The organism is Bacteroides thetaiotaomicron VPI-5482 (assembly GCF_000011065.1).
Lineage (GTDB): Bacteria > Bacteroidota > Bacteroidia > Bacteroidales > Bacteroidaceae > Bacteroides > Bacteroides thetaiotaomicron.
Genome location: NC_004663.1, coordinates 2,551,737 through 2,577,218, shown reverse-complemented (window position 1 = coordinate 2,577,218; position 25,482 = coordinate 2,551,737). Strand labels below are relative to the sequence as shown.

Genomic DNA, 25,482 nt, shown 5'->3' with positions numbered 1-25,482 from the left:
AGTTGGTGGGAAATGCCTTACAGACGATTGCCAAATACGGATCAAGCCAGAGTACGGGCGCTGAAAGCAGCGGTCGAGAAGGGTGACGTGTATAATGTGCGGGACTTGGCTATCTCACTGAAAACATTATTCGAAGCCCGTAATTTTCTGCTGAAGTTTGAAGCTGCGCAGATTTACTATACCCAATGTTATGACAACCAGTCGAGAGCCAGTCGCAAGCATCAGGCAAATGTGCGGATGGCACGGCTGTATATATCCCATTTTATTCAAGTACTCAACCTCGCGGTGCTTCGCGATGAAATCAAATCGGTGCATAAAGAACTTTATGATCTTCCGGAAGCGAATGTGGTACCGGATTTATTAAGCGAAGCAGCTTTGGTAGAGTGGGGGAGAAAGATCATTGAAGGAGAGCAGCGGAGAACCTCACAAGGGGGAATCCCCATTTATAACCCGACTATTGCGCGCGTAAAAGTGCATTATGATATTTTTCTGGATAGCTACGAACGTCAGAAGAGTTACCAGTCCGCCACCAACCGGAGTCTGGATGAGCTGGCTTCGATGCGTGACCGGGCAGATGAACTGATTCTGGATATCTGGAATCAGGTAGAAACAAAATTCCAGGAAGTGAACCCCAATGAAGCCCGGTTGGAAAAATGTCGTGACTATGGGCTGGTATATTACTACCGCTCCAACGAAAAAGTAAAAGAAGAAAGCGAATTGTCATGTTAATAGATACTCATTCCCATCTTTTTTTAGAAGAATTTTCCGATGACCTGCCGCAGGTGATGGAACGTGCACGTCAGGCAGGTGTTTCGCGTATTTATATGCCCAACATTGACAGTACGACGATTGAACCCATGCTGTCGGTTTGCGCGGATTATCCGGATTTCTGTTATCCGATGATCGGACTGCATCCTACCTCGGTGAACGAGTCATACCGTCAGGAACTGTCAATCGTCCGGGAGCGTCTGGAAGCACCCAATAACTTTGTAGCCATTGGCGAAATTGGGCTTGATTTGTATTGGGATAAAACCTTTCTGAACGAACAACTGTACGTTTTTGAGAAACAGATAGAATGGGCGCTCGAATATAAATTGCCCATCGTGGTTCATTCGCGGGAGGCATTCGACTATATATATAAGGTAATGGAGCCCTATAAAAACACTGCTTTGACCGGTATTTTTCATAGTTTCACCGGAAATGCCGAAGAAGCGGCCCGGTTGCTTGAATTTGGCGGTTTCATGTTGGGAATCAATGGAGTGGTCACATTTAAAAAGTCCTCACTGCCGGATACTTTGCTGACAGTGCCTTTGGAGCGGATTGTGCTCGAAACGGATTCACCGTATCTGACCCCGGCCCCCAATCGGGGGAAGAGGAATGAAAGTGCGAATGTGCGTGATACGTTCCTGAAACTGGTAGAAATTTATCGGACCACCCCGGAGCACCTTTCACAAGCCACTTCCGAAAATGCGCTAAAAGTGTTCGGAATGGTCAAATAAGGTTCCAAAGGTTTTAAATTATATTAATTTGCAGTATTTATTTAAGATAAAAAAGGGATAATGCTTTAGGAAAAGAAAAAAAAGGATACATTTGTAGCTGAAAATGCGGAAAACTCATAAGGAGAGGTGCTCGAGTGGTTGAAGAGGCACGCCTGGAAAGCGTGTATACGCCAAAAGTGTATCCGGGGTTCGAATCCCCGTCTCTCCGCAGAACAAAAGTTGAAACGTGAAGTAAATACAATAAATAATAATCAATTAATTAATCTTAAAAATTAGACACACAATGAAAAAGTTATTTGCAATTGTTGCTGTGATTGGGGCCTTTACATTTGGCTCAATTCAACTTGCTCAGGCTCAAGACGCTCCTGCAGCAGAACAAACTGAACAACAAGCTGCTCCTGCTGCTGCTCAAGCTGCTCCGGCCGCTGCTCCTGCTGCAGAAGAAGGTGGTATTCACAAAGAAATCAAAGTTAAATTCATCGAAGGTACTGCATCTTTCATGAGTTTGGTTGCTATTGCTTTGGTTATCGGTTTGGCTTTCTGTATCGAACGTATCATCTATTTGAGCTTGGCTGAAATCAACACAAAAAAATTCATGGCATCTATCGAAGCTGCTTTGGAAAAAGGTGATGTTGAAGCTGCTAAAGACATCGCACGTAACACCAGAGGTCCTGTTGCTTCTATCTACTACCAGGGTTTGATGAGAATCGACCAAGGTATCGATGTAGTTGAGAAGTCAGTAGTATCTTACGGTGGTGTACAGGCTGGTTACCTTGAAAAAGGATGTTCTTGGATCACACTGTTTATCGCTATGGCTCCGTCACTCGGATTCTTGGGTACTGTAATCGGTATGGTGCAGGCATTTGATAAGATCCAGCAGGTAGGTGATATCTCTCCGACGGTTGTTGCAGGTGGTATGAAAGTTGCCTTGATTACAACTATTTTCGGTTTGATCGTTGCTTTGATTCTTCAGGTATTCTACAACTACGTACTTGCTAAGATTGAAGCTCTTACAAGCGAAATGGAAGACTCTTCTATCTCTTTGCTTGACATGGTAATCAAATATGATCTGAAATACAAAAAATAATTCGAAATGAGTAAGTTATCATATAAAGTATCGTATTACGCACTGTATGCGATGTTTGCCATCATCCTCATTGTCCTGGGGCTTTTCTACCTGGGTGGTGATGCTCAAGGAGCAGATGTCATTGCGGGAGTAGATCCTGAAATGTGGCAACCGGCAAACACAAATGCCTTACTGATGCTCATTTATGGGTTATTTGGTTTGGCTGTTGCTGCTACAGTAGTTGCTGCTGTATTCCAATTTGGAGCAGCTTTGAAAGATAGCCCTGCAAATGCAATTAAGTCATTGCTTGGTTTGGTTCTTTTGGTTGTTGTTTTAGTGATTGCTTGGGCTGCAGGTGATGGAACACCGATGAATATCCCAGGTTATGACGGTACTGACAACGTTCCTTTCTGGCTGAAATTAACTGATATGTTCCTTTATTCCATCTACATCTTGTTGTTTGTAACAATCGTTGCAATCATTGCAAGTGGCATAAAGAAAAAAATATCATAATCAATTGAGGATACTCAATTTAATAAGTAATTACAATGGCAAGAGGAAAAAGAAAAGTTCCTGATATTAACTCAAGTTCTACGGCGGATATCGCTTTCTTGTTGCTGATCTTCTTCTTGATTACAACATCAATGGATACGGACCGTGGTTTGGCAAGACTTTTGCCTCCACCACCCGAAGATCAAGATCAACAGAATACAGATAAGATCAAAGAACGTAACATTTTGCAGGTATACCTGAATAAGGATGATGCTTTGATGTGCGGTAATGATTATATCGGTGTTGAGCAACTAAGGGAAAAAGCTAAAGAATTTATTGCTAATGCCGGCAATGCAGAGCACATGCCTGAAAAGACACAGAAGAATGTGGAGTTTTTCGGTACGACTCTCGTTAACGACAAGCATGTAATTTCTTTGCAGAATGACCGTGGATCTTCTTATCAGGCATACATCAGCGTGCAGAACGAACTTGTTGCTGCATACAATGAATTGAGAGATGAACTGGCCCTTCAGAAATGGCAAAGACCTTATGCGGAATTGAACGACGAACAGCAAAAAGCAATTCGTGAAATCTATCCGCAGAGAATTTCTGAGGCAGAACCTAAAAAATACGGAGAAAAAAGGAAGTAAGTAATGGGAAAATTTAATAAAACTGGTAAACGTGAAATGCCGGCATTGAATACTTCTTCGTTGCCTGACCTTATCTTTACTTTGTTGTTCTTCTTTATGATTGTAACAACAATGCGCGAGGTAACATTAAAGGTACAGTTTACACTTCCGGTAGGTACTGAACTCGAAAAACTGGAGAAGAAATCGCTGGTAACATTCATTTATGTGGGTGAACCGACTCAGGAATATCGTGCGAAAATGGGTACTGAAAGTCGTATTCAGCTCAACGACAGCTATGCTGAAGTTGGCGAAGTACAAGACTTCATTTTCCAGGAACGTGCAAGTATGAATGAGGGTGACCAAGCTAAGATGACTGTGTCTCTGAAAGTAGACCAAAAGACTAAAATGGGTATTATCACAGACGTGAAGAATGCTCTTAGAAAATCTTACGCTTTGAAGATTAACTATTCTTCTACTAAACGTGGTGAGAAATAATTAGTTAATTGATATATAGAGAAGGGCGTCCAAGCAATTGGACGCCCTTTCTTTTTAGCTTCTCTTTTAGCTTCTCTGTTTATTATTCTTCGGCAGAGGCAGACTTTATGTCTGAACTTCGTCTGCCGGATATGATCTAAAATCTATCCGAAGTATGTTTCTTCCGATTCTTTTGTTTCTTTATTCTTTGACTCCGTAAACGATTGTATGGAGTTTATGTCTTATCCCTTCATAATCCTTTTCTGCATCCAGGTTGCCGTGTACCATGAGATACATAGGCAGGAAATCGTCTCCTTCTTTATACGGCGGCTGGTAGTAGTCTTTTTCCCACAGTGTAAATCCGTGGCGTTGGTAAAAGTTGATACGGCGTTTGGCCATCTCCTCTACCGGGCGTTCTACTTCCAGTACAATGGGGCGTTTCAGAAACTCACATAAATGCTCTAATGTGCGTTTTCCGTAACCTCCGTTGCGCAATGCCGGATTGGTAGCGAAGTGTTCTACGTAATAGAATTCATCGAAATCCCAATATGTGATAAAGCCAATGGGCAGGTCATCGTCAAAAATGATATTATTATGGAAGTTACCTATCCGGTCTGTATATTCGCGAAGATGTTCCAGTTCGCGATATTCTTCGGGTGGAAACGATTCGACGAGAAGCTCTTCCATAAATTTGTAATGTTGTACGTCCGATGTGGTGATCGGTTGAAATCTGATCATACGGTTTGGGTTTTAAGTTTGACAATATTGTTTTTTGTTGCTATACCCGGTATTGCTATACCAAATGTTATACTCTATCGGGTGTTATATTATATCAGTTATATGATACTATGAGATGTTACTATGTCAGGAGTCAGACAGGAATTCTAAAAGAAAAAGAATTCCTACATCTGCCTTTAATTAAGGGACATAGAACTCAATAATCCGCTGGATAGCACGCTGGCATACCGGGCAGAACTCAGGATATTCGTTCGTTTTCATGCGACAATTGAATGCCGGACGGTAAATACCTTTGGCTGAGTAACCGCCACCTTCATATACACCTACCGGATAGTTTTGATGTTGTGCTACAGGTGTGGGGACAGGCGTATTCGGTGCAAGCATATCTTCCCATTTCAAGGCAAAATTTACCCGTGTACTGATGTTCTGTTCCCACGGCTCTACATCCAGCGGATACGTGTCCGTCATTACATCGTCATCATAAAAATACTCATCCGCCAAGCCTCCGAAGCTATGTCCGAATTCATGGACCACTACAGGCTTGAACATCGGATGATGAGCGGTAGTCAGCGTATATGAGTTGTAAATTCCTCCGCCTCCGTACACATCCGTATTGGCAAGGATAATAATATGCTCATAAGGAATGCCGGCCAAAGCGTTGTGGATGGCCTTCACCCGACTTGTAGTCAGGTAACGGTCCGAGTAAAAAGTATCGAAATGAGAATGAACAGCCGTGTGTTTCCATTGATTTTCGCGGGGAACACTGACTCCGCTGTCAATCGACGGACTGGCTACAGCCACTATGTTGAACTTGTTTTTCATCGACCGGAACGGTTCGTGCGAAAACAGGCTCTCGCAGGCTTTCTGCGCATCCTGATAGAATAAATCCATTTCCTTTTCCGTGTAGCCTTCTGCCAGGATAGCGACATCTATGCACTCTTTTTCGTTACCGCTCTGAAGCATATACCGGTGTGGAGTGACGTGCGATGTTCCCCGTTTATGAATCAAGATATCGTCCGGACGGACAATGTGCTTGAAGCTGGTCATCACTTCCTTGCGGGGAGAGAACAGCACGATTTCTACCTCTGCCGGCTGTTTGGGGTAGGGAAGCAAGAATGTATTTTCGAAGCCTTTGGCTGTCTCCTTGGCTTCGTCGGTGGACAGCCACTCTTGAAACAGAGAAGAAAAGGAAGTCTTGTAGATACACTGTCGGGTGGCGAGATCTCTGACGATAATTTGCCCGTTGCCTTCGAGCGGAAGTTCGGACAAATGATGTTCACGACCTGCCCAGGAGGGAAGCTGAGACAGCTCGTCCAGATAGATCGCTTGCTGCTTATTGTTTCCGGTGAAGATATAATCTACCCGCAACGTCTTATTCTGAAAATAATCTGCAAAGTTTTGCGCATAACTTCCTGCCGAAATCAGGAAAAAAAGAAGAATACTGCAAATTTGTTTCATATAAATAGTATATTTATGTTTTTTACAAAGGTACAAACTATTGTTGACTTATTCGATATTTGCAAATAAAAGTAATAAATCATAGTATTTGTTGCCGAAAAATAGCTAACTTTGCATGAAAGATTCATTGATTAAAACAATTTGATTCAAAAATGGGACATCATCAATTAGATGCTTTAGATGAGCAAATTCTGAAATTAATAGCAGGGAACGCGCGTATTCCTTTTTTGGAAGTAGCAAGAGCGTGTAACGTTTCCGGGGCGGCTATCCACCAGCGCATTCAGAAGTTGACTAATCTGGGAATATTGAAAGGATCGGAATATGTGATCGATCCTGAGAAGATAGGATATGAAACTTGTGCTTATATTGGTATATATCTGAAAGATCCGGAATCCTTTGATTCTGTAACGAGAGCTTTGGAAGCCATTCCGGAAGTAGTAGAGTGTCATTTCACTACTGGTAAATATGATATGTTTATCAAGATTTACGCTAAGAACAATCACCATTTGCTGAGTATCATACATGATAAATTGCAACCTTTGGGGTTGGCGCGTACGGAGACATTGATCTCTTTCCATGAAGCCATAAAGCGGCAGATGCCGATTATGGTCGACATTGAAGACGAAGATTAATCGTACAGAATAAAATAGCTTACTGTTTCACGTAATCTACAAAAGCATACGGGCAGAGATGTTTCTCATCCACAGGATGAGCTTCTCTGCTTTTTTCGTGCCATTGAGCCGGAGATACTTCCGGAAAGAAGGCATCGGCTTCGGGAGCAACGTCATTTATTTCCGTCAGACAAAGTTCGTCGGCAAGAGGAAGTGCCTGCTGGTAGACGCTTGCGCCACCTATTATATAGACGTGCTCATCTTCCTTGCAGCTTTGCAGGGCGACTTCCAGCGACGGGAAGACTTCCGCACCGGGACATACCGTATCCGGACGGGTGGATAACACAACGTTTCTGCGATTGGGCAACGCACCTTTCGGCAGCGATTCGAAGGTTTTTCTTCCCATTATGATGGTGTTTCCGGTAGTCAGTGCCTTGAAGCGTTTCAAGTCGTTGGGCAACCAGAAAAGCAGTTTATTCTGAAAGCCGATCGCCATTCGGCGGTCTACGGCGGCAATAATTGATATTTTACTCATGGTTTTATACCGCTACTATTCCGGCAATATGTGGATGCGGGTCGTAGTTCACCAGTTCGAAGTCTTCGAACTGGAAGTCATAGATACTCTTCACATCCGGATTAATTTTCATTTGAGGCAATGCGCGTGGTTCGCGGCTAAGCTGCAATTTGACCTGATCCAAGTGGTTCAGATAGATATGGGCATCGCCAAGTGTATGGATAAATTCACCCGCTTTCAGTCCTGTCACCTGCGCCATCATTTGTAGCAGCAGTGCATATGATGCGATATTGAACGGGACTCCGAGAAATATATCCGCGCTGCGCTGGTAAAGTTGCAGGCTCAGCCGACCGTCTGCCACGTAAAACTGGAAGAAGGCATGACAGGGAGGCAGGTTCATATTCTTTAAATCGGCTACATTCCAGGCGCTGACAATGATACGGCGGGAGTCGGGATTGTGCTTGATCGTCTCTACCGCTTCGCTGATCTGGTCGATGAATCCGCCGTCGTAGTCGGGCCACGAACGCCACTGATAGCCATAGATATGCCCTAAATCACCGTTCTCGTCCGCCCATTCGTTCCAGATGCGTACACCGTGTTCTTGCAGATATTTCGCGTTCGTATCACCTTGCAGAAACCAGAGTAACTCGTAGATGATTGATTTCAGATGCAGTTTTTTGGTGGTCAGACACGGGAAACCCTCGTCGAGGTTGAAACGCATCTGATGTCCGAACACACTGATCGTTCCGGTTCCTGTACGGTCACTTTTCTCAGTTCCTTCAGTTAATACGCGATTGAGTAAATCTAAATATTGTTTCATAGCGAATAATTTTCCAATAAGTTGGTGCGATGCAAAATTACAAAAATGGCGTGAATAAATTGGCAAACCATCCGACGAACTTCTTCCACGGTGAGCGCTTTTTCCAGAATTCCGGTGTTAGCTGCGTACAGTGTTCTATATCGTTCCGAAACATTTCGTTCAGTTCGCCTGTAATTTCCTTGTTAAAGATGAAAGCGTTCGTCTCGTAGTCGTACCGGAGGCTGCGGCTGTTCAGGTTTGCGGTGCCTACCGTGCAGAAAATATCGTCGACCATCATGATTTTGGAATGGTGGAAACCGCCATTGTACATATAGACGGTGGCCCCCCTTTTCATCAGTTTGTGAAGTTTGTAGAGGGCGGCGTCCGGAGTAAACGGGATGTCGGAGGCAGAAGAAACCATAATCGTGACATCCACACCTCGTTCGATGGTGCGTTGAAGCGCCTTGTTGATGGAGGATGTGGGCACAAAATACGGGTTGACGATGTGCACGTTTTTCTGTGCCGAATAGATCGACATGGCATAAGCATGACTGAGCATACGGCTGTTTTTCTTCGGTGTGCGGTCTACGATGGCGACGACTACATTGGTGCTGTCCGACTGCTCCTTGTGCTTGGGGAAGTATGCTTCGCCGCCAATATTTTGTTTAGTCTCCTTGTTCCATATGGTAAGAAATATTTCTTGCAGGTCATTGACGGCATCGCCTTCTATTCTCATGTGCATATCACGCCATGTACCGATTTTGGGGAGTCCGTTGATGTAGTAGTCGGCGATGTTCATTCCTCCCGTATAGGCGACTTCACCGTCGATGACGGCTATTTTGCGGTGATCACGGTGTGCCGCATGATTGATGTAGGGAAAGGTGAACGGGTCGAACTTGACAATCTCGATTCCCTGCTCTCGTATTTTTTTGAGATGTCTCTTCTTGAGCGGTTTATTGTTCGACCAGTTGCCGAACGCATCGAACATGGCTCGTACTTCCACGCCTTCTTTCACTTTTTCGGCCAGCAGGTCGAACAGCGCATTGGCTATAGAGTCATTGCGGAAATTGAAATATTCCAGATGGATGTGGTGTTTGGCGTCGCGGATGGCGCTGAATAAATCAATGAATTTTTCTCGTCCGCTTTTCAGTAATCTGACCTTGTTATTGTCGGATATAGGAATCCCTGACTCCGATAAGAAACGTAATACAAGGGAGTCACTTGTCAGAGCTATGGAGTCTCTGGGATGCGTCATCAAACTGTCGATGACATCTGCCTGAGCACGGAATAAAGACAGAAACAGAAATAAAAGAAATATACGTAGTTTCAAAACTCTTCTCGCTATTTTAGTTTACAAAGTAACAAAGATACAACATCTATGTTTGGAGCTATCGGGAGAGGAGAGCAAATTTATTATACTTTAACAGAAGAAATGAACAAGAATCTCTTGATCTGGGGGATTATATTCGTTCGATACATCTGAACTGTCTGCTGTGTTCCCTGCCGTTGTCACACTTGTGCCAACGGCGTGGCACTGCTGTGCCAGTGCGGTGTCACAACTGTGCCAAGTCCTTGGCACAGTTGTGTGACAAGCATTGTTATGCCATTGATACTACTTTCCGTCCGGCCATGAACAGCAGGACGACCGTTGCAATGATGATTGATTTCGGATCGAGACTGGTTGCGCCATGGTTGATCATGCCGATAAGTACATCTTTCAGCGTTCCCCATACGGCTTCCAGTCCGCCCAGCGTGACGAAGAGCGTGGCTCCTACTGTCATTACGAATACAGTCCAAAGGCGTGCCAACCGGTTGCTGCGGTCGGGCAAGTGGTGCATGACGCGGCGGCTGAATCCGTTGTCGGCTATTTCCCGCTTGTTTTCTGCGAAGAAATCTTTCAGAAGTTTATCATTATCTATTTCCGTCATAACCGTTTCTTTTTAAATACGTTGCTAATTTTTCTTTTCCACGCGACAGGTGGCTTTTCACCGTCCCTGCCGGTATTCCCGTTATTCCTGCAATCTTGTCGATGCTTACATCTTCCATGTAAAACAGCGTGATGCAGGTTCGTTCCACTTCCTTCAGCGATTTGAGTGACTGATAAACATCCATTGTCTGCCCTATGTTCGCTTGTTCGGTGCAGTTGACGGCGTCTACTTCCCTGGTATCCAGGTCTGCCATCTCCTTCCGGCTGCGAATATAATCATAAAAAATATTATAAGCAATACGGTATAGCCATGTGGAGAAACTCGACAAGTTACGGAAAGAGGCCAGATTGGTATATGCCTTGATGAATGTATCCTGTGCCAAGTCGTCACTCAATTCGCTGTCACCGCAAGTCAGATGCAGGAAGAAGCGTCTGACAGGCGACTGGTATTTTTGTACCAACTGGTCGAAGGCCCTGGTGTTCTTGAACACCACGACCTGTGCGACTAGCGATATATCGTTGAGTTGGCTCATCTATTTTCTTCGTTCTTCTCTTCGTCGTTCTTCTCCGAGATGATGATGTCGTTGCTTCTGATGGCGGTTTCTCTGTTCTTGGTATTCTCGTTGGCGTGTTGCTTGTAGCCGATCAGCCATTGTCCCAGTCCCATAAACATGACGAGCAGTCCGATAGCGCCAATTCCGAATTCACCGGTGATGGCCCAGAGGAATATGAAGAGCCCGATGCCTGTAAAGGTATTTTTGATTCCTTGTGTACGTTGGTCTGTCGATTTGTTCTCCCGTATGAATTCTTCCGGAAGAGGCTGACCGGCTGCGAGAGCCTGTTCAGCAAGACGGTAGCGTGCTTTCCGGTTCTTGTAGCGGAAGAAGAAGACTACAAATATGATGAATACCGGCATTCCGAATATGGCAATGATGCTGATGATGGCTACCAGAATACCTCCTCCGACTGCATCTCCGAAATTATTGAACGGGAAGTCATCGTCGTCAGAGCTGATGGTGAAGCTCGCTTTTCCGTGAGAGCCGCGCGAGGAGCTACTCACTTTGCCCGTATCTACACTTGTCGTGTCGGCGTCTTCGTCATCGATGCCGATCACAGTGACGGCCGTGTTGCCGACATTAACCTTGGCATCCTTGCCTTTCCCTTTCGTTACGGTCACTTTTACGTTTCCGGTAGAGTCGTTCACAATAGTCGTTTGTTTCTGGGCGTTTGCCAGAGAGAAAATGGTCATCATGACCAGTAAAGCAATTAAAATCCGTTTCATATATTAATTCTTTTATTTGTTTCTTTGTCTGTTAGACGTAGTTCGTATGTCAGAAAGTTGCAAAGAGACGAAATATTTTTGATATTTGCAGGAATTAATAAATGAAAAATGAATTTACCCACTTCTTTTATCGACTATACCCGTGCCTTACTGGGCAATGAAGAATATGAAAAACTGGCTGCCGCCTTGCAGCAGGAGCCTCCCGTCAGCATTCGGATCAATAAATTGAGAATGAAGGAGGAAGGATTAAGTTCGCTGACAGACAGTTCTGCTCATTTTTCCTTCAACAAAGTTCCCTGGGCATCCGATGGCTACTATCTTGACGAGCGTCTGACTTTTACGTTCGACCCGTTGTTTCATGCCGGTTGCTACTATGTTCAGGAGGCTTCGTCCATGTTTGTGGAGCAGGTGCTGCGGCAGTATGTCGAGTCTCCAGTGGTGATGCTCGATCTTTGTGCGGCGCCTGGAGGAAAATCAACCCATGCGCGTAGCGTGCTTTCGGAAGGGAGTCTGCTGGTGGCGAATGAAGTGATCCGGAACCGTTCACAGGTGCTGGCGGAGAATCTGACGAAGTGGGGGCATCCGGATGTGGTGGTTACCAACAATGATCCGGCTGATTTCTCGGCACTTCCATCTTTCTTCGATGTCATTCTGACCGATGTGCCTTGTTCGGGCGAGGGAATGTTTCGTAAAGACCCTGTGGCTGTGGAGGAATGGAGCCCGGAGAATGTAGAGATCTGCTGGCAGCGTCAGCGGCGGATTATTGCGGATATTTGGCCCTGTCTGAAACCGGGCGGCATATTAATATATAGTACGTGTACCTATAATAGCAAAGAAGATGAAGAGAACGTCTGCTGGATTCAGCAGGAATTCGGTGCGGAGCTCTTGCCTCTGGAGGTGCGGAACGAGTGGAATATAACAGGGAATTTACTCGATGGAGAGGATGAGTCTCAGGGAAGTTTGTCTGTTTGTCATTTTCTTCCTCATAAGACAAAAGGCGAAGGATTCTTTCTGGCGGCACTTCGCAAACCGGATTCGGAAGATGAACCGGCAGCCTATTCATTCTCAAAAGCAAAGTCGTCCAAGAAAAAAGATAAGAAAGGTGGAGCGGCTGCTTCTCCCGTTTCCAAAGAACACATGGGGATGGCACTGAACTGGCTGAAGCAGGAAAATGTCGAAAAATACACCCTGTCTGCGGAAGGCGCGGGCATCGTCGCATTTCCGCAACGATATACCGATGAACTGGCTGCCATGAAACAGCATCTGAAAGTGATACAGGCAGGCGTTCTGACTGGTGAAGTGAAAGGGAGAGATTTGATTCCCGCTCATGCGTTGGCAATGAGCGCTACGCTCTTGCGGCAGGATGCTTTTGATACGGAAGAGGTGAGTTATGAACAGGCTATCGCTTATTTACGAAAAGAGGCTATTACCTTGTCGGAAACAGCCCCTCGTGGTTATATCTTGCTTACTTACCGGAATATTCCTCTCGGATTTGTGAAGAATATAGGGAATCGTGCCAATAATCTTTATCCGCAGGAGTGGCGTATCCGCAGCGGGTATTTGCCGGAGGAGATACGTACGCTGTAAAGATTATTTCCGAAAGAAACGGACAACGGATAGAATGCTTATCTTGATAGCTCGGCTAATTTATCATCCATAATTTAGGGAAGTATTCCAGTGGGTATTTCCTTATAATTCAGAATGAAACCGACCTGTCTGCCTGTTCCCGGTTCTGCTCCTTCCGTTATTTCTTCCAGTGTGTAGGCCGGAGGCGGGGCAGGTGATGTCCGTGTTTCTCCAATGGGCGGCGTGCCCCAGTTCAGATGTAAGTTCTTGTCCAGCCGGTGAAGCAGGTACGTGTTTCCCCATACGGTGAAATGGTGTTCCGTAGCCGGTGAGGCATCCAATGAGAAAGTAAGGGTCAGTGTGGCTTTGTTCTCGTCCTCTTGCTTCAGTGCATAAGTTCCTTTGGTGATCAGTTCGAGTCCCGATGAAAAAGCGGTTCGTTGTCCTTGTTTGAAGAAATAAGCGTCACGGGCAGCGTTGCTGACAAGGAAAATGTCGTCAACACCCGGCAGTAGGTTCTCGTCCCCATTGGGACGCAGGGAGGACGAGCCGTGTATCAGATTGAGATCTTCGTAGTAGTCCACCACTTTAATGGGCAGAGTGAGCGTTTCCTGTGTGGCGTTGTCTGTCACTTTCAGATACGTGCTTCCGGTGAGAATGCCGGATATGTAAATCATTCGTCCGGCGGGAACTCCGCTCCAGCCGCTTTCGATTCCGGCACTTGCGATGCGGGGATTTCCGATTTCCAAAGAGTAGTCTCCGTTTCCGCTTTCGATTCCGAGGTAGCGTCTTCCTCCCATGGGCACTTCGTATTTGCTGTCGTAAAACCGCAGGGGGGCATCGGCATCGTCTTTACAGGCACTCCATAAAATAAGAATGCAAAACAAGATGGGGGTGTAAGAGAGGGTTTTAGTTTTCATAATAGTTTAGTGTTTTTTACAGTCCCCAAATGTAATGCATTCTTTTTATTTATTCAATAATCGGGCGAAATAAAGCGGGAATTTATAGCTTGCTCTTATAAATTCGTGCCATTGCCTTCTGATATTGATTCTCCAGTTGGAGGTAATTCTGATGACTTTGATAAATGACGGATACCTCGACAAAATACTCGATCATGCTGATCTGTCCGCCTGTCAGAGCCTGTTTCAGCAGTGCGAGGTCTTGTTGCGCCTGAAAAGTTTTCCTGTATTCCTCCATAGAGGTGTGCAGCGTTTTGGCCTCCCGGTAGAGCTGTGCCAGTTCGGATTCCACTTGCAGGGTGGCGTTGTCTTTCTGCAAGTCGATGTTCAGCGCTTGCGCTTTGGCTATTTTCACCTTGTTGCGGTTCTCGAAAAGCGGGAAGGAGAATCCCACTACTACTCCGTTGAAAGGCGTTCCCGTTTCGGTGTTCCGGCGGTAGCCGAGTTCCAGTTTCGGCAGCCATTGCGACTTGTTGACGGCGATCTGCTTGCGGGCAACGAGGCTTTCGTTGTTGAACGCCATTAACGTGCGGTCGGCGGAGAGCACTTCCGATTTCAGTATCTGATAGTCGGCAGGGAAAGGCGTCGCGGGATACGTGCTTTCTTCGAACACTACGGGGATATTGCCGTTTAACGTGTTCAGTTCCTGCAACTTATTACGCAGTGCCGTCTCGTTCAGCGAAGTTTCCGTCTTGACATTCAGCAGTTCCAGATTGATTTTATTCGTTTCGAGGGCGTTCGCGTCTCCGGTTTGGAGGCGCTTGGCGTACATTTTGGCAAGTTCTTCCGCGTTGCGCAGCCGTTCCTCCAAGATGTGTTTTTGCTGGCGCAGCATGATAATGTCCAGACACACTTCTTTGGCGAGCAACAATTTCTCTTGGCGGAAGACGTCCGCCTGACTGTCAAAAGCACCTGCTTTCAGACGATTCAGCTTGTTGCGGGTGGCATACAGGCTCGGAAAGTCGAAACTTTGTGACACCACAAGTTCGCCGATCGTTTCGTTTTTATCTTTCGCTCCCCAGAGGTGGGCGTATGATAAAGTCGGGTCCGGCAGGTTATTGTCCGTTTTGGCTTCCAGCTTTTGCGAGGTGATGAGTTGGGCGTTTGCTTGCAACTCCTTATTGTTGGCTTCGATATTCTTCAAAACCTGTTCGATGCCGCTTTGGGCCTGCACTTCGCCCGTGAGGGTGAGAAGTGCGCAGCTTACCAAAGAGCCTATGATGATGATTCGTTTCATACTTTTTTTATTTGTTTCTATATACATAGTAGCTACATTTAACTGATAATTATGCCTGTTCCGCCGGTACGCCGCACGGAGAATTTGCTCCGGCGCTACGCTGGCGGTGCATCATCAGATAAACAATCGGAACGATGAAACCGTTCAGGAAAGTAGATGTTAAAAGTCCGCCTAAAATCACTTTGGCCATCGGGCTTTGAATCTCGTTGCCCGGCAGATCACCGCCCAGAGCCAGCGGTATCAGTGCCAGCGCAGAGGAGAGAGCTGTCATCAGGATCGGATTCAGACGGTCGAGAGAGCCTTGTACCACGCTGTCGTATACGTTCAGTCCCTCCACTTGCTGCAAGTGGTTGTAGTGGCTGATGAGCAGCATACCGTTGCGGGTCGCGATACCGAACAGCGAGATGAAACCGATAATTGCCGGAATGCTTACTTCGCCGGTCGTGATGACAAGCGCAAAAACGCCGCCGATCAATGCCAGAGGCAGGTTCAGCAAGATCACGCCGGACTCCTTGACGCTGCGGAACTCGTGGTAAAGCAACAGGAAAATAATGACAATACTCATGAAAGATGTCAGCGCCAATACACGGCTGGCAGCCTGTTCGCTTTCGAACTGTCCGCCATACTCGATGTGGTAGCCTTCGGGCAACTGGATAGTGGCGTCTACCTGCTTCTGAATATCATTGACAACACTGCGCAGGTCACGGTCGGCAACGTTGGCGGAGATAACGATTTTCCGTTTTACATTTTCGCGGTTGATCGTGTTCGGTCCCATGGAGGAAACCACTTCCGCCACGTAGTTCAGAGGAACTTTGCGTCCGTCGTTGGTGTCGACCATGAGGTTGCGGATTTTCTCCATTTCGTCGCGTGCGTCGTCCTTCACTTTGACGATGAGGTCGAAACTCTTGCCCTGCTCGTACACTTGCGAAATCACTTTTCCTGCCAGCGCCACATTCACGTATTCAGAAAACTCCGGCAGGGTGATGCCGAATTTCGCCAGCATTTCCCGTTTGGGCTGTATCTTCAGCTGCGGGCGTTCGATTTGTTGTTCCACGTTGAGGTCGGCAATTCCCGGAATGTCGCTGATAGCTCCCTTGATCTGGTTGCCCAGCGAGAACATCTTGTTCAGGTCGTCTCCGAAGAGTTTGATGGCGATATTTGCCTTCGTACCGGACAACATCGCGTCGATACGGTGGCTGATGGGCTGGCCGATTTCGATGTTTGCTCCGGTGATCGTTCCGAGTTTCTCGCGCACTTCGGCGACGAGTTCGCTGCGCGGGCGGTCTTTCAGTTCAAACGGTGCCTCGATTTCCGAAACGTTTACGCCGAGCGCGTGTTCATCCAGTTCGGCACGTCCCGTTTTGCGGGCTACGGTTTGTATTTCGGGGATTGTCAGCAGCAATTCTTCGGCACGGTGTCCCATCTTGTTGCTTTCTTCCAGAGATATGCCCGGCAGCGAACTGATATTGATGGTGAACGAGCCTTCATTGAACGAAGGAAGGAAGCTGCGCCCGAGCGTAAAGAATACCCCTAAGGCGATCAGGAAAAGGACGATGGTGCTGCCGAGTGTCACCCGTTTGTGAGCCAGCACCCATGTCAGCGCCTTTTCGTAAATGCCTTTCATCCAGCGGGCTACGAAAGATTCTTTCAGTTCCTTGTTCGTCTTGTTGCTGCCCAGCAGGTAAGAGCAGAGCACCGGAGTCAGCGTGAGGGCAACGACCGTGGAAGCGAACAGCGCCACGATGAAAGCGATACCCAGCGGTACCAGCATACGTCCTTCCATTCCACTCAGGAAGAACAGCGGCACAAAGCTGACGACAATGATCAGCGTTGAATTAAGAATCGGCATTCGCACTTCCTTCGAAGCGTTGAATACCACTTCGAGCGTGCTGAAGCGTTCGGCTTCCGCCTTCTGACGGTTCTCCCGCAGTCGCTTGTATACATTTTCCACGTCGACGATGGCATCGTCGACCAGCGAACCGATGGCAATCGCCATACCTCCCAGACTCATCGTGTTGATAGTCAGCCCCATGTAGTGAAGCGTGAGGATGGAGACGAGTAGTGAAAGCGGCAGCGTGACAAGGGAAATCAGCGTAGTGCGTACATTGGCCAAAAACAGGAAAAGTACGATGACGACAAAGATTCCTCCTTCAAAAAGAGACTTTTTCACGTTGCCGATAGAGCTTTCGATAAAGCGGCTCTGGCGGAAAATATCCGTGGAGACTTTGACGTCCGCAGGCAAATTTTTCTGTAAGTCTTGCAGAGAGGCCTCCAATTTGTCCGTTAGTTCCAGCGTGCTGGTGGCGGGCTGTTTGGTGACGGTCATGAGTACGGCCGGTTTGCCACGCTCCGAGGCTGTACCCAGTTTCGGGGCTTTGGGACCTATTTTCACGTCGGCGATGTCTTCCAGCGTCACCGGAAAGTTGTTCACCGTTTTCACTACCGCTTTGCCGAGTTCTTCCACTTTGGGGGTAGAGAGTACTCCGCGCGCGATATATTCATTGCCAAATTCGTAAAGTACGCCGCCATTGGCGTTCAGGTTCATGTCTTGGGTGACGGCCATCACTTCTCCCATCGATACGCCGTAGTGGCGCATCCGTTCGGGGTCCAACTGAATCTGATATTCCTTGATGTCTCCTCCGAGCACTGCCACCTGTGCCACGCCTCCGGTGGAGAGCAGGCGCGGGCGGATCGTCCAGTCGGCAATCGTCCGCAGATCGAGCATGGAGGTGGAGTCGGCGGTCAGACCGACGATGAGCATTTCGCCCAAGATGGACGATTGGGGGCCGAGAGTCGGCTTGCCCACGTTGACGGGAAGTGACTCGCTGACTACGGCGAGCTTTTCGCTGACGATCTGACGGGCGAGGTATATATCTGTGCCCCAGTCGAATTCTACCCAGACAACGGAGAAACCGTTGGTCGAAGAAGAACGGACACGGCGCACGCCGGTAGCCCCGTTTACAGCTGTTTCGACGGGGAAGGTGACGAGCTGTTCCACTTCCTCGGCTGCCATACCGTTGGCTTCGGTCATGATGACCACTGTCGGGGCGTTCAGGTCGGGAAACACGTCTACTTCCGTGTGCATGGCGGTGTAAGTCCCCGCAATAAGCAGGAGGATGGCCGCGCAGAGCACAACCAGTCGGTTGTGCAGGGAGTAATGTATGATTTTATTTAGCATGATATTTCATTGATTAAGTTAGGTTCCTCCCGGTTTACTTTTGAGCAGTGCCGGGCAGGGGATAAACTTGCGTGACTATAAATGAGTTCTGTGTGTGCCGCAAGAGAACTTGGATGCGGCACCTTGCCGCTAGTGCTCATGACTGTGGGCAGGGATGGCGTTGCTTGCGCTTGCCAGGCGAACTTGGTATGCGCCTTCGGTCACTACACGGTCTCCGGGTTTGATTCCGGTCAGGATTTGTACACTTTTGCCATTGTCGGCGCCGAGGGTCACTTCCTGTTTCTTGTAGCCTTCTTCATCGAGTTGCAGGTAGACGAAGAAGATGCCTTGCTCTTCCGTCAGGGCGGTGCGGGGCACGGATATCACGTTTTCCAGTTGGGAGGAAAGCAGATAAACTTCGACGAATGATCCCGGAATCACTTCTCCTTTATTGTCAAATTCGAAGGTGACGGGCACGTAGAAAGAGTTGTCTCCGGAAGTTTTCCCGAAGGAAAGCAGTCTGCCGCTCAGTTCATTCAGTTCGTAGACCTCATTATTATAAGGTGTCCGGAAATTGGCGGAACTGATTGTGCGGAGATACGGGTAGTATTTTTCCGATACTTCGGCACGGAGGAAAAGCCGGCGGTTCTGTGTCACGCTGACCAGTGGCTGACCGATGGTTACGTAGTCTCCCTCATTGACCAGAATACTTTTCACGTATCCGGCAATGGGCGCGGTGATATTCTGACCGATGGCCGAGTGGTTTTTGGCGAGCGCTTCGTAGCTGATACGGGCGTTTTCGTAGTTCTGCTCCGCCTGTGCGAAATCCTTATCGGACACAATCTTGTTTTTGACGAGCGACTTCATTCGTTCGTATTCCTTTTTGGATACTTCGTAAGCGATTCGGGCACGTTGTACGGGGTCACCGTCGGCGATGTTGTGCGAAGAAATAGTCACCAGCGGAGTGCCGCGACCGACGCTCATTCCTTCCGTCACCTTGCCGCGGAAAGAAACGACTCCGGCCACCGTGGCTACAGCCACCGATTCGTCGCCTTGGGCAGCGAGTACCTGTCCGCTTGTCTTGATGACTTGCTGGAAGGGGGCCGGTGTGATAGCATTTACCTTTACACCGGCAGCGTTAGCTTTCGCTTTCGGGAGGATGATTTCATCGCTGTGCTCGTCGGCGGGTTCGCTGGTGGCAGCTTTGCCGTGATCGTGTCCTCCGCTGCATTCACCTTCGTGTGAATGGTCGGCTCCTTCGGCTTCGTGGTCATGACCTTCCGCTTCGTGGTCATGTCCTTCGTGTTCATCATGATTGTGTGTGACGGTCTCGTGGTCATGCCCTTCATGACCAGTATTTTTACTATTGCAAGAGCCCAGGACGAATAATCCCATGACTCCTATAAAGATAAGTTTCTTCATAAATGTTGTTTTCCTACTAAGTTTTACTGTTTTTGTACGCTACAAAGATAGAGTAACGCAGATGCAACTTGCTTGCATTTACGTCATTATGCAAAAACAGAGTAGGGAGGGGCCCGAAGTGAGGAGGTACGAGGTATTTTCGTACCGTGCAGGGATTCACGATAGATGTAGTAATTTTTGACTCGTCTTTCCTGCGGTCGTAATAAATGTTCGATGATCGTATCCGTAAACAGGGTGGCGACGAATACGTAATTCGGTCCGCTGTCCGTGTGCACGGAGGGGATGGGAGAGTGGAAGCGGGTCATGCATTCGCTGCTGCAACATGAATCGCTTGCGGGGTGATGATGGTGGTTGGGGCATTGCTGCTCTACCGGTTGGTCCTGCTTCATGCAGATCATCCCGTTGGGGTGGTGGTGATGGGGAATAACGGCGGCTACCAACATAATGATGTTGATAAAGAATAGCATCGTTACTATGAATCGTTTCTTCCCTTTCATCCTTTATTTATATAGAGCTTTCTAATTTTGTAAAACTTCCAATATCTTTTTACTTTATTATAGAGCTCCGGTTGTTGCTTTATTATAAAACTTCAATTATTCTTTTTCCGACTCTTTACTTTTCTCTTTTTCTTGCTTCTGCAAGCGTTCGAGCAATTCTGTGGCGGAGACGTAAATCACTTTTCCATCGGGCGTCCCTTGACTGAGGAGTTTTCCGTGACGGGCATTTCTTTCCAGTAGCCGTTGTTCGGCCAGTTGGAGCCCGCGCCGCAGTTTATCACTCAATTCTTGCATTTCATTATTTGACATAACTCTTGATGCGATTAAAAAGTTCAAGTTCGTATATCCGGTCCTCACCTTGCTGGCAGCCTTCGGCTACAATCACTCGGGGAGAAACACTGTTATCTGCTAATAGCCAATAGTCTACACGTGGCGCATATATTCGGAACAGGTTGTTTATGCCTGCCTGATAGCGGCGGTAGATTGTATCAATGGGCACGTTATGCCCGCCTTCGTTGACCCGTTGCAATACACGGTTGACAGCAAGTTCCGGAGAGTTTAGCCAAAAATAGATCAGGCTTACTTTGTATCCGGCACTCTGTGCTCTTGTGATGAGCCGTGTGTACGAGCGAGTCGCTAATGTCGTTTCGATGGAGAAACTGGTTCTTGTAGCCAATAGTTCGTCAATACGTTTCAACATCAGACGTCCGGCTTCGATAGCCATGCTTTCCGGATTGAAAGGCGATAGTCCTTTGGCTATTTCGTCTGCATTGACAAATTCTTTGCACAATAATATTTCGGGCAGTACAGTATAAGAAGCTGTTGTTTTACCAGCTCCGTTGCATCCGCTTATAATGTATAACTGCCTCGTTTCATCCATTTTAAATTATCTGTTTCAGATATTATGTGACAAATATACAAATACTTTTTCTTTCACCTAAAGCAGATAATGTCTTTTTATTGTTTATTATTTCTTTTCCAGTTCCTGCAACGAATCCATTTTCTTCTTTTCGAGGAATTCGTAGATGCCGCAAAGATGCTCCGTCACCTTCTTATTGCCGAACTCGTAGACCTTGGTCACCAGTCCGTCAAGGAAGTCACGGTCGTGCGAAACGACGATCAGGGTGCCGTCGAAATCCATCAGCGCTTGCTTGAGGATATCTTTGGTTTTCATGTCGAGGTGGTTGGTCGGCTCGTCCAGAATCAGGAGGTTGACCGGTTCCAGCAGGAGCTTGATCATTGCCAGACGGGTACGTTCGCCACCCGAGAGCACTTTCACTTTCTTCATAGACTCTTCCGGCCCGCCGAACATGAAGGCGCCCAGCAAGTCGCGTATCTTGTTGCGGATTTCTCCTTTTGCCACGTCGTCAATCGTCTGGAAAACCGTGAGGTTTTCGTCCATCAGCGAGGCTTGATTCTGCGCGAAATATCCGATTTGCACGTTATGTCCCAGCGTCAGCGTGCCGTCATGGTCGATTTCGTTCATGATACATTTCACCAGCGTCGATTTACCTTCACCGTTCTTGCCTACGAAAGCCACCTTGTCGCCACGTTCAATTGTCAGGTTGGCGTTGCGGAACACGACATGATCGCCGTACGTCTTTCCGACACCTTCCATCGTGACGGGATAACTGCCCGAACGGGGCGAAGGCGGGAATTTCAGCCGCAGTGCCGAAGTATCTTCCTCGTCTACTTCCAGCAATTCCAGCTTTTCCAGCATCTTGACACGGCTCTGCACCTGCAAAGTCTTCGAGTACGTCCCCTTGAAGCGTTCGATGAAGGCTTCCGTTTCGGCGATGAACTTCTGTTGCTCGTCATAAGCCTTCTGTTGCTGTTCGCGGCGTTCCTTGCGCAGTTGCAGGTATTGGGAGTAGTTTACTTTATAGTCGTAGATGCGCCCCATCGTTACTTCAATGGTGCGGGTGGTGATGTTGTCCACGAATTTGCGGTCGTGGCTGATCACGATGACCGCTTTGCCGTTATTGATCAGAAAATCTTCCAGCCATTGGATCGATTCGATGTCGAGGTGGTTGGTCGGTTCGTCAAGCAGGAGTACGTCCGGTTTTTGCAGCAGCAGTTTGGCGAGCTCGATGCGCATGCGCCAGCCTCCGCTGAAGTCGCTCGTCTGACGTTGAAAATCTTCGCGTGTGAATCCGAGTCCGAGTAATGATTTCTCTACATCCTCTTCGTAATTGGTTGCGTCGATGGAGTAAAATTTTTCGCTGAGGGCGGACACTTCCTCGATCAGTGCCATGTAACTGTCACTTTCGTAATCCGTCCGTGTTTCCAGCTCCTTGTTCAGTGCGTCGATCCGTGCTTCCATCTCGTGCAGATGCGCGAAAGCCTGTGCCGTTTCGGCAAACACGGTTCTGCCGTCTTCCGTCATCAAATGCTGTGGGAGATAGGCTACTACGCAATCCTTGGGGGCCGAAACCTTGCCACGGGTAGGCTGTCTGACTCCTGCCAGAATCTTGAGTAAGGTACTTTTTCCCGCTCCGTTTTTTCCCATCAGGGCGATGCGGTCTTTTTCATTAATAACGAAAGAAATATCACTAAATAGGGTAGTGCCGCTAAACTCTACGGCTAGTCCGTCTATCGAAATCATACAATTCTTTATAATTTGAGGCGCAAAGATAGCGAAATATATCAATCTTTTTTATAACTTGCGGGCTGAAAAGCATTATTAACTGAAATATGTTGACTAAAAAGTAATTTTAGAGAATAATTTTAAAAATAATATAGAAACGATATGGAAGGCGGACAAACAAATGAATTCAGACCTCTTATCTTAGTGGCTGAGGACGACGACAGCAACTTCAAACTGATCAAAGCAATCATCGGAAAGAAATGTGATATACAGTGGGCCAAGAATGGCGAAGAAATCGTGGCACTGTTCAAGGAATACGGCAACGAGGCCAAAGCGATCCTGATGGACATCAAAATGCCTGTGATGAACGGACTGGATGCTACGAAAATCATCCGCGGAGAAAACAAGGAAATCCCTATTATCATGCAGACCGCCTACGCTTTCAGCTCTGACAAGGAGAATGCGATGAACGCGGGAGCGAGCGAAGTGCTGGTGAAACCGATCACACTGTCGATTCTGCGCAATACGCTGACGAAGTATTTCCCCGAACTGGTCTGGTAAACCGATCTCTTTTTTTGTCCGGTAGACTGATCTTTTTTGTTTGTTAAACCGGTCCTTGCTCCGGCAAACATGATCTTTATCCGGCAAAACGGTATCGCTGAGTAGAAAAACGGTATAACAATTCGGGTGTTTTTTCCTGTTTTGTATTTGTGATATTAACAAATAGCTGACGGGGATAATATGGATTTTTACTATATGAAAATCCACATTATCCCCGTCAGCTGTGTCCGGACGTTTCTATGTCAATCCGGATATTACTGTATCAATCCGGGTGTATTGTCTGGAATGCCTCTGCCCGACACTTTCGGCAGAAGGCTGTAAAAGTAAAATAGGCGGACCTCACGGTCGGCCTATTTCTGTTCGTTTCCGTTAATTTGTTAGAGTTCAGAAACGACTCTATGTAAAGTCTCTCCTTTGAGAGATTTTAAGAGCGATTTTTATCGGCTTCCGCCTGCCCACCAAACGGGTTCGGAGTATACGTAGTCACCGTTGCCGTAAGCGGCTTTCACTTCCGGGTTGGCAGCTGTGTCGCTGTTTCCGTATGGGTAGCGCAGCGGGAATTTGCTGGAATTGTTCGGGTTGGTCAGCGTGATGAAGTTTTCGTTCAGTCCCTTCATACGACGGAAATCGTTGTACGTCTCCGTGGCTTCACCGGAGGCACCCCACATGGCAAGGTACTTCTGAATCATTGTTTCCTGCAATGGGTTGGCTGCATATTTCGCTTTCACTACGTCGTCGAAATACTTTCCGGCAGACGTTTCCGTGATTACTTCGCTGGAATTGGTGTTCAAACCGCTTCCCAACTCCTTGATGGCAATGCTTATGCTGTTTTCCGCATTCAGCAAGCCGGCTACTACCGCTTCTTTCAGCGCGTCTTCCGCATCACGGTTCAGACGGCACAGAGCTTCTGCTTTCAGGAACATCAGTTCGTGATAGCTCATCAGCAGGGTCGGTGCGGTTTTGGCGTAAACGAATGCAGAGATACCGTATTTGGACGTACTCTGATCCGGACTACCGTTGGGAGCCGGAACGAGGCTGGGATCGTTGGCTGCTACCTGCGAACGTTTTTTGTCGACGATCGGAGTGAAGAAAGCACGGTTGGCACGCGGATCATTGTAGGCCAACAGCTTGGTGCCGAGGCTTGTACTGGCTCCGAATCCGGCACGAGAGTTGTAGAAACCGTAGAACGGGTTGATGTTGTTAGAGTCGTAGATGTCGAATGCAGCCTGGTCGTCAGCCGAAGTGAACGATTTGCTTACATAGTCCAGCACCTTTTCATAATCGGCCGATTTGTTGCTTGAGCGGTTGATCAGTCTCATGGTGTAGCGGGCTTTCAGGCCGTAAGCGAATTTCAGCCATTTGTCCGCGTCGCCGGCATAAAGGAAATCCTGCTCGGTCACGTCTGCCAAGTCTTCTTTCTGAAGATTGGCGATGGCGTCGTCGAGATAACTGATGATTTGAGTATAGATTTCCTGTTGCGTATCCATTTTCGGGGTCATATAGACCGGAGAGCCTTTTTCGTCCACCAGCGCAGCCTGACTGCACGGGGCATCACCGAAGAAATCGGCAATCAGTGCGCAGTTGTAAGCGGCCATCACTTCGGCCATTCCCCGGGTGACGTCGTTGCCGTGATCTCTGCCTCCTTCGCCACATTGGTCGATGATGATGCGGGCGTTCTTCAATGAAGAATAGATGCCGTTCCATGAGTTATTGAAGGTAGACGAGGACGACGGTTCGTTTTCGCGGACTTCGGCGTAGTAAAGCTGGTTGTCGACACCTACTTCGTATTCGATATACGAAGAGGCGTATGTATTGATGTCACCGCTGGCGTTGGAGAAAGCGGTAGAGGTGATTACATCTGCCAAGATAAATCTTGAGGCAACACTGGTGGTGTGGTCGTGGTCCTTGTTGATTCTGTCCATCGTGTCCTCCGAGCAAGCAGAGAACAAAGACAGAGCGGCAACAGCCAGTACACCGGTTATTTTATCATATCTTTTCATAATCTTC

Annotated in this window: 26 protein-coding genes and 1 tRNA gene; 10 read left to right on the top strand and 17 right to left on the bottom strand. The window is 47.5% G+C overall.

Annotated elements, in window-relative coordinates:
- Positions 1-12 precede the first annotated feature (12 nt).
- The 7 genes from BT_RS10425 to BT_RS10395 all read left to right on the top strand — a co-directional run bounded on the left by BT_RS10425 (position 13) and on the right by BT_RS10395 (position 4,181).
- Entirely contained in the window at positions 13-729 is a 717-nt protein-coding gene (locus BT_RS10425) for a hypothetical protein (protein WP_011108112.1), read from the top strand.
- Complete coding sequence (locus tag BT_RS10420) at positions 723-1,499, top strand: TatD family hydrolase (RefSeq protein ID WP_011108111.1); 777 nt, start codon at positions 723-725, stop codon at positions 1,497-1,499. Before BT_RS10425 ends, BT_RS10420 begins: the two co-directional genes overlap by 7 nt.
- Before the next feature lie 120 nt (positions 1,500-1,619).
- Positions 1,620-1,707, top strand: a tRNA-Ser gene (locus BT_RS10415).
- A gap of 75 nt (positions 1,708-1,782) precedes the next feature.
- Complete coding sequence (locus BT_RS10410) at positions 1,783-2,586, top strand: MotA/TolQ/ExbB proton channel family protein (RefSeq protein WP_008766463.1); 804 nt, start codon at positions 1,783-1,785, stop codon at positions 2,584-2,586.
- 6 nt (positions 2,587-2,592) lie between these two features.
- Positions 2,593-3,078, top strand: a complete 486-nt coding sequence (locus BT_RS10405; RefSeq protein WP_008761056.1) for a hypothetical protein — start codon at positions 2,593-2,595, stop codon at positions 3,076-3,078.
- A 35-nt stretch (positions 3,079-3,113) separates the two neighbouring features.
- Positions 3,114-3,707, top strand: a complete 594-nt coding sequence (locus BT_RS10400) for an ExbD/TolR family protein (RefSeq protein WP_008761057.1) — start codon at positions 3,114-3,116, stop codon at positions 3,705-3,707.
- A gap of 3 nt (positions 3,708-3,710) precedes the next feature.
- Positions 3,711-4,181, top strand: coding sequence for an ExbD/TolR family protein (locus BT_RS10395; RefSeq protein WP_008761058.1), 471 nt, complete (start codon positions 3,711-3,713; stop codon positions 4,179-4,181).
- A 180-nt stretch (positions 4,182-4,361) separates the two neighbouring features.
- Here BT_RS10395 and BT_RS10390 read toward each other — a convergent pair whose 3' ends face one another.
- Both BT_RS10390 and BT_RS10385 read right to left on the bottom strand, forming a co-directional pair.
- Positions 4,362-4,898 carry a GNAT family N-acetyltransferase gene (locus BT_RS10390; protein ID WP_008766462.1) on the bottom strand — a complete coding sequence of 179 codons (537 nt, stop codon included), beginning with the start codon at positions 4,896-4,898 and terminating at the stop codon, positions 4,362-4,364.
- A 180-nt stretch (positions 4,899-5,078) separates the two neighbouring features.
- Entirely contained in the window at positions 5,079-6,356 is a 1,278-nt protein-coding gene (locus BT_RS10385; protein WP_008766461.1) for an IgA Peptidase M64, read from the bottom strand.
- A 152-nt stretch (positions 6,357-6,508) separates the two neighbouring features.
- On the opposite strand from BT_RS10385, the gene BT_RS10380 reads away from it, so the two are divergent.
- On the top strand, positions 6,509-6,988 hold the full coding sequence (locus BT_RS10380; RefSeq protein WP_008761061.1) for an Lrp/AsnC family transcriptional regulator: 480 nt from the start codon (positions 6,509-6,511) through the stop codon (positions 6,986-6,988).
- Positions 6,989-7,007: 19 nt separating this feature from the next.
- On the opposite strand, the gene BT_RS10375 is transcribed toward BT_RS10380, so the two are convergent.
- The 6 genes from BT_RS10375 to BT_RS10350 all read right to left on the bottom strand — a co-directional run bounded on the left by BT_RS10375 (position 7,008) and on the right by BT_RS10350 (position 11,489).
- Positions 7,008-7,502, bottom strand: coding sequence for a dihydrofolate reductase (locus BT_RS10375; RefSeq protein ID WP_008766460.1), 495 nt, complete (start codon positions 7,500-7,502; stop codon positions 7,008-7,010).
- Between the two features lie 4 nt (positions 7,503-7,506).
- Positions 7,507-8,301, bottom strand: a complete 795-nt coding sequence (locus tag BT_RS10370) for a thymidylate synthase (RefSeq protein WP_008761063.1) — start codon at positions 8,299-8,301, stop codon at positions 7,507-7,509.
- Positions 8,302-8,338: 37 nt separating this feature from the next.
- A complete protein-coding gene (cls, locus tag BT_RS10365) occupies positions 8,339-9,610 on the bottom strand; it encodes a cardiolipin synthase (RefSeq protein WP_008766459.1) in 1,272 nt (423 codons plus the stop codon).
- Between the two features lie 268 nt (positions 9,611-9,878).
- Entirely contained in the window at positions 9,879-10,208 is a 330-nt protein-coding gene (locus tag BT_RS10360) for a DUF5056 domain-containing protein (protein ID WP_008766458.1), read from the bottom strand.
- Entirely contained in the window at positions 10,192-10,740 is a 549-nt protein-coding gene (locus tag BT_RS10355; RefSeq protein ID WP_008761066.1) for an RNA polymerase sigma factor, read from the bottom strand. The genes BT_RS10360 and BT_RS10355 overlap by 17 nt, the downstream gene beginning before the upstream one ends.
- Positions 10,737-11,489, bottom strand: a complete 753-nt coding sequence (locus BT_RS10350; RefSeq protein ID WP_011108107.1) for a DUF6249 domain-containing protein — start codon at positions 11,487-11,489, stop codon at positions 10,737-10,739. Before BT_RS10350 ends, BT_RS10355 begins: the two co-directional genes overlap by 4 nt.
- A gap of 108 nt (positions 11,490-11,597) precedes the next feature.
- On the opposite strand from BT_RS10350, the gene BT_RS10345 reads away from it, so the two are divergent.
- Positions 11,598-13,076 carry a methyltransferase RsmF C-terminal domain-like protein gene (locus tag BT_RS10345; protein ID WP_011108106.1) on the top strand — a complete coding sequence of 493 codons (1,479 nt, stop codon included), beginning with the start codon at positions 11,598-11,600 and terminating at the stop codon, positions 13,074-13,076.
- Positions 13,077-13,150: 74 nt separating this feature from the next.
- Here BT_RS10345 and BT_RS10340 read toward each other — a convergent pair whose 3' ends face one another.
- The 8 genes from BT_RS10340 to BT_RS10305 form a co-directional block, all read right to left on the bottom strand.
- Positions 13,151-13,975 (bottom strand): hypothetical protein, encoded by an 825-nt coding sequence (locus BT_RS10340; protein ID WP_008761069.1) that lies wholly within the window; start codon positions 13,973-13,975, stop codon positions 13,151-13,153.
- A gap of 82 nt (positions 13,976-14,057) precedes the next feature.
- Positions 14,058-15,251 carry a TolC family protein gene (locus tag BT_RS10335; RefSeq protein ID WP_011108105.1) on the bottom strand — a complete coding sequence of 398 codons (1,194 nt, stop codon included), beginning with the start codon at positions 15,249-15,251 and terminating at the stop codon, positions 14,058-14,060.
- Between the two features lie 49 nt (positions 15,252-15,300).
- Positions 15,301-18,429 carry an efflux RND transporter permease subunit gene (locus tag BT_RS10330; protein ID WP_011108104.1) on the bottom strand — a complete coding sequence of 1,043 codons (3,129 nt, stop codon included), beginning with the start codon at positions 18,427-18,429 and terminating at the stop codon, positions 15,301-15,303.
- Between the two features lie 129 nt (positions 18,430-18,558).
- Positions 18,559-19,830, bottom strand: a complete 1,272-nt coding sequence (locus BT_RS10325) for an efflux RND transporter periplasmic adaptor subunit (protein WP_011108103.1) — start codon at positions 19,828-19,830, stop codon at positions 18,559-18,561.
- An 86-nt stretch (positions 19,831-19,916) separates the two neighbouring features.
- Positions 19,917-20,327, bottom strand: coding sequence for a DUF6769 family protein (locus BT_RS10320; protein ID WP_011108102.1), 411 nt, complete (start codon positions 20,325-20,327; stop codon positions 19,917-19,919).
- A gap of 96 nt (positions 20,328-20,423) precedes the next feature.
- Positions 20,424-20,636, bottom strand: a complete 213-nt coding sequence (locus BT_RS10315; protein ID WP_008766450.1) for a hypothetical protein — start codon at positions 20,634-20,636, stop codon at positions 20,424-20,426.
- Positions 20,626-21,207: a zeta toxin family protein gene (locus tag BT_RS10310; RefSeq protein ID WP_008766449.1), complete on the bottom strand. Its 582-nt coding sequence runs from the start codon at positions 21,205-21,207 to the stop codon at positions 20,626-20,628. Before BT_RS10310 ends, BT_RS10315 begins: the two co-directional genes overlap by 11 nt.
- Before the next feature lie 87 nt (positions 21,208-21,294).
- Positions 21,295-22,932: an ABC-F family ATP-binding cassette domain-containing protein gene (locus BT_RS10305; RefSeq protein WP_008761073.1), complete on the bottom strand. Its 1,638-nt coding sequence runs from the start codon at positions 22,930-22,932 to the stop codon at positions 21,295-21,297.
- A gap of 144 nt (positions 22,933-23,076) precedes the next feature.
- Here BT_RS10305 and BT_RS10300 point away from each other — a divergent pair, with 144 nt between their 5' ends.
- Positions 23,077-23,475 (top strand): response regulator, encoded by a 399-nt coding sequence (locus BT_RS10300; protein ID WP_008761074.1) that lies wholly within the window; start codon positions 23,077-23,079, stop codon positions 23,473-23,475.
- Positions 23,476-23,912: 437 nt separating this feature from the next.
- Here BT_RS10300 and BT_RS10295 read toward each other — a convergent pair whose 3' ends face one another.
- The gene (locus BT_RS10295) at positions 23,913-25,475 is read right to left on the bottom strand and encodes a RagB/SusD family nutrient uptake outer membrane protein (protein WP_008766448.1); all 1,563 of its coding nucleotides are present in this window, start codon (positions 25,473-25,475) and stop codon (positions 23,913-23,915) included.
- Between the last annotated feature and the right edge of the window lie 7 nt (positions 25,476-25,482).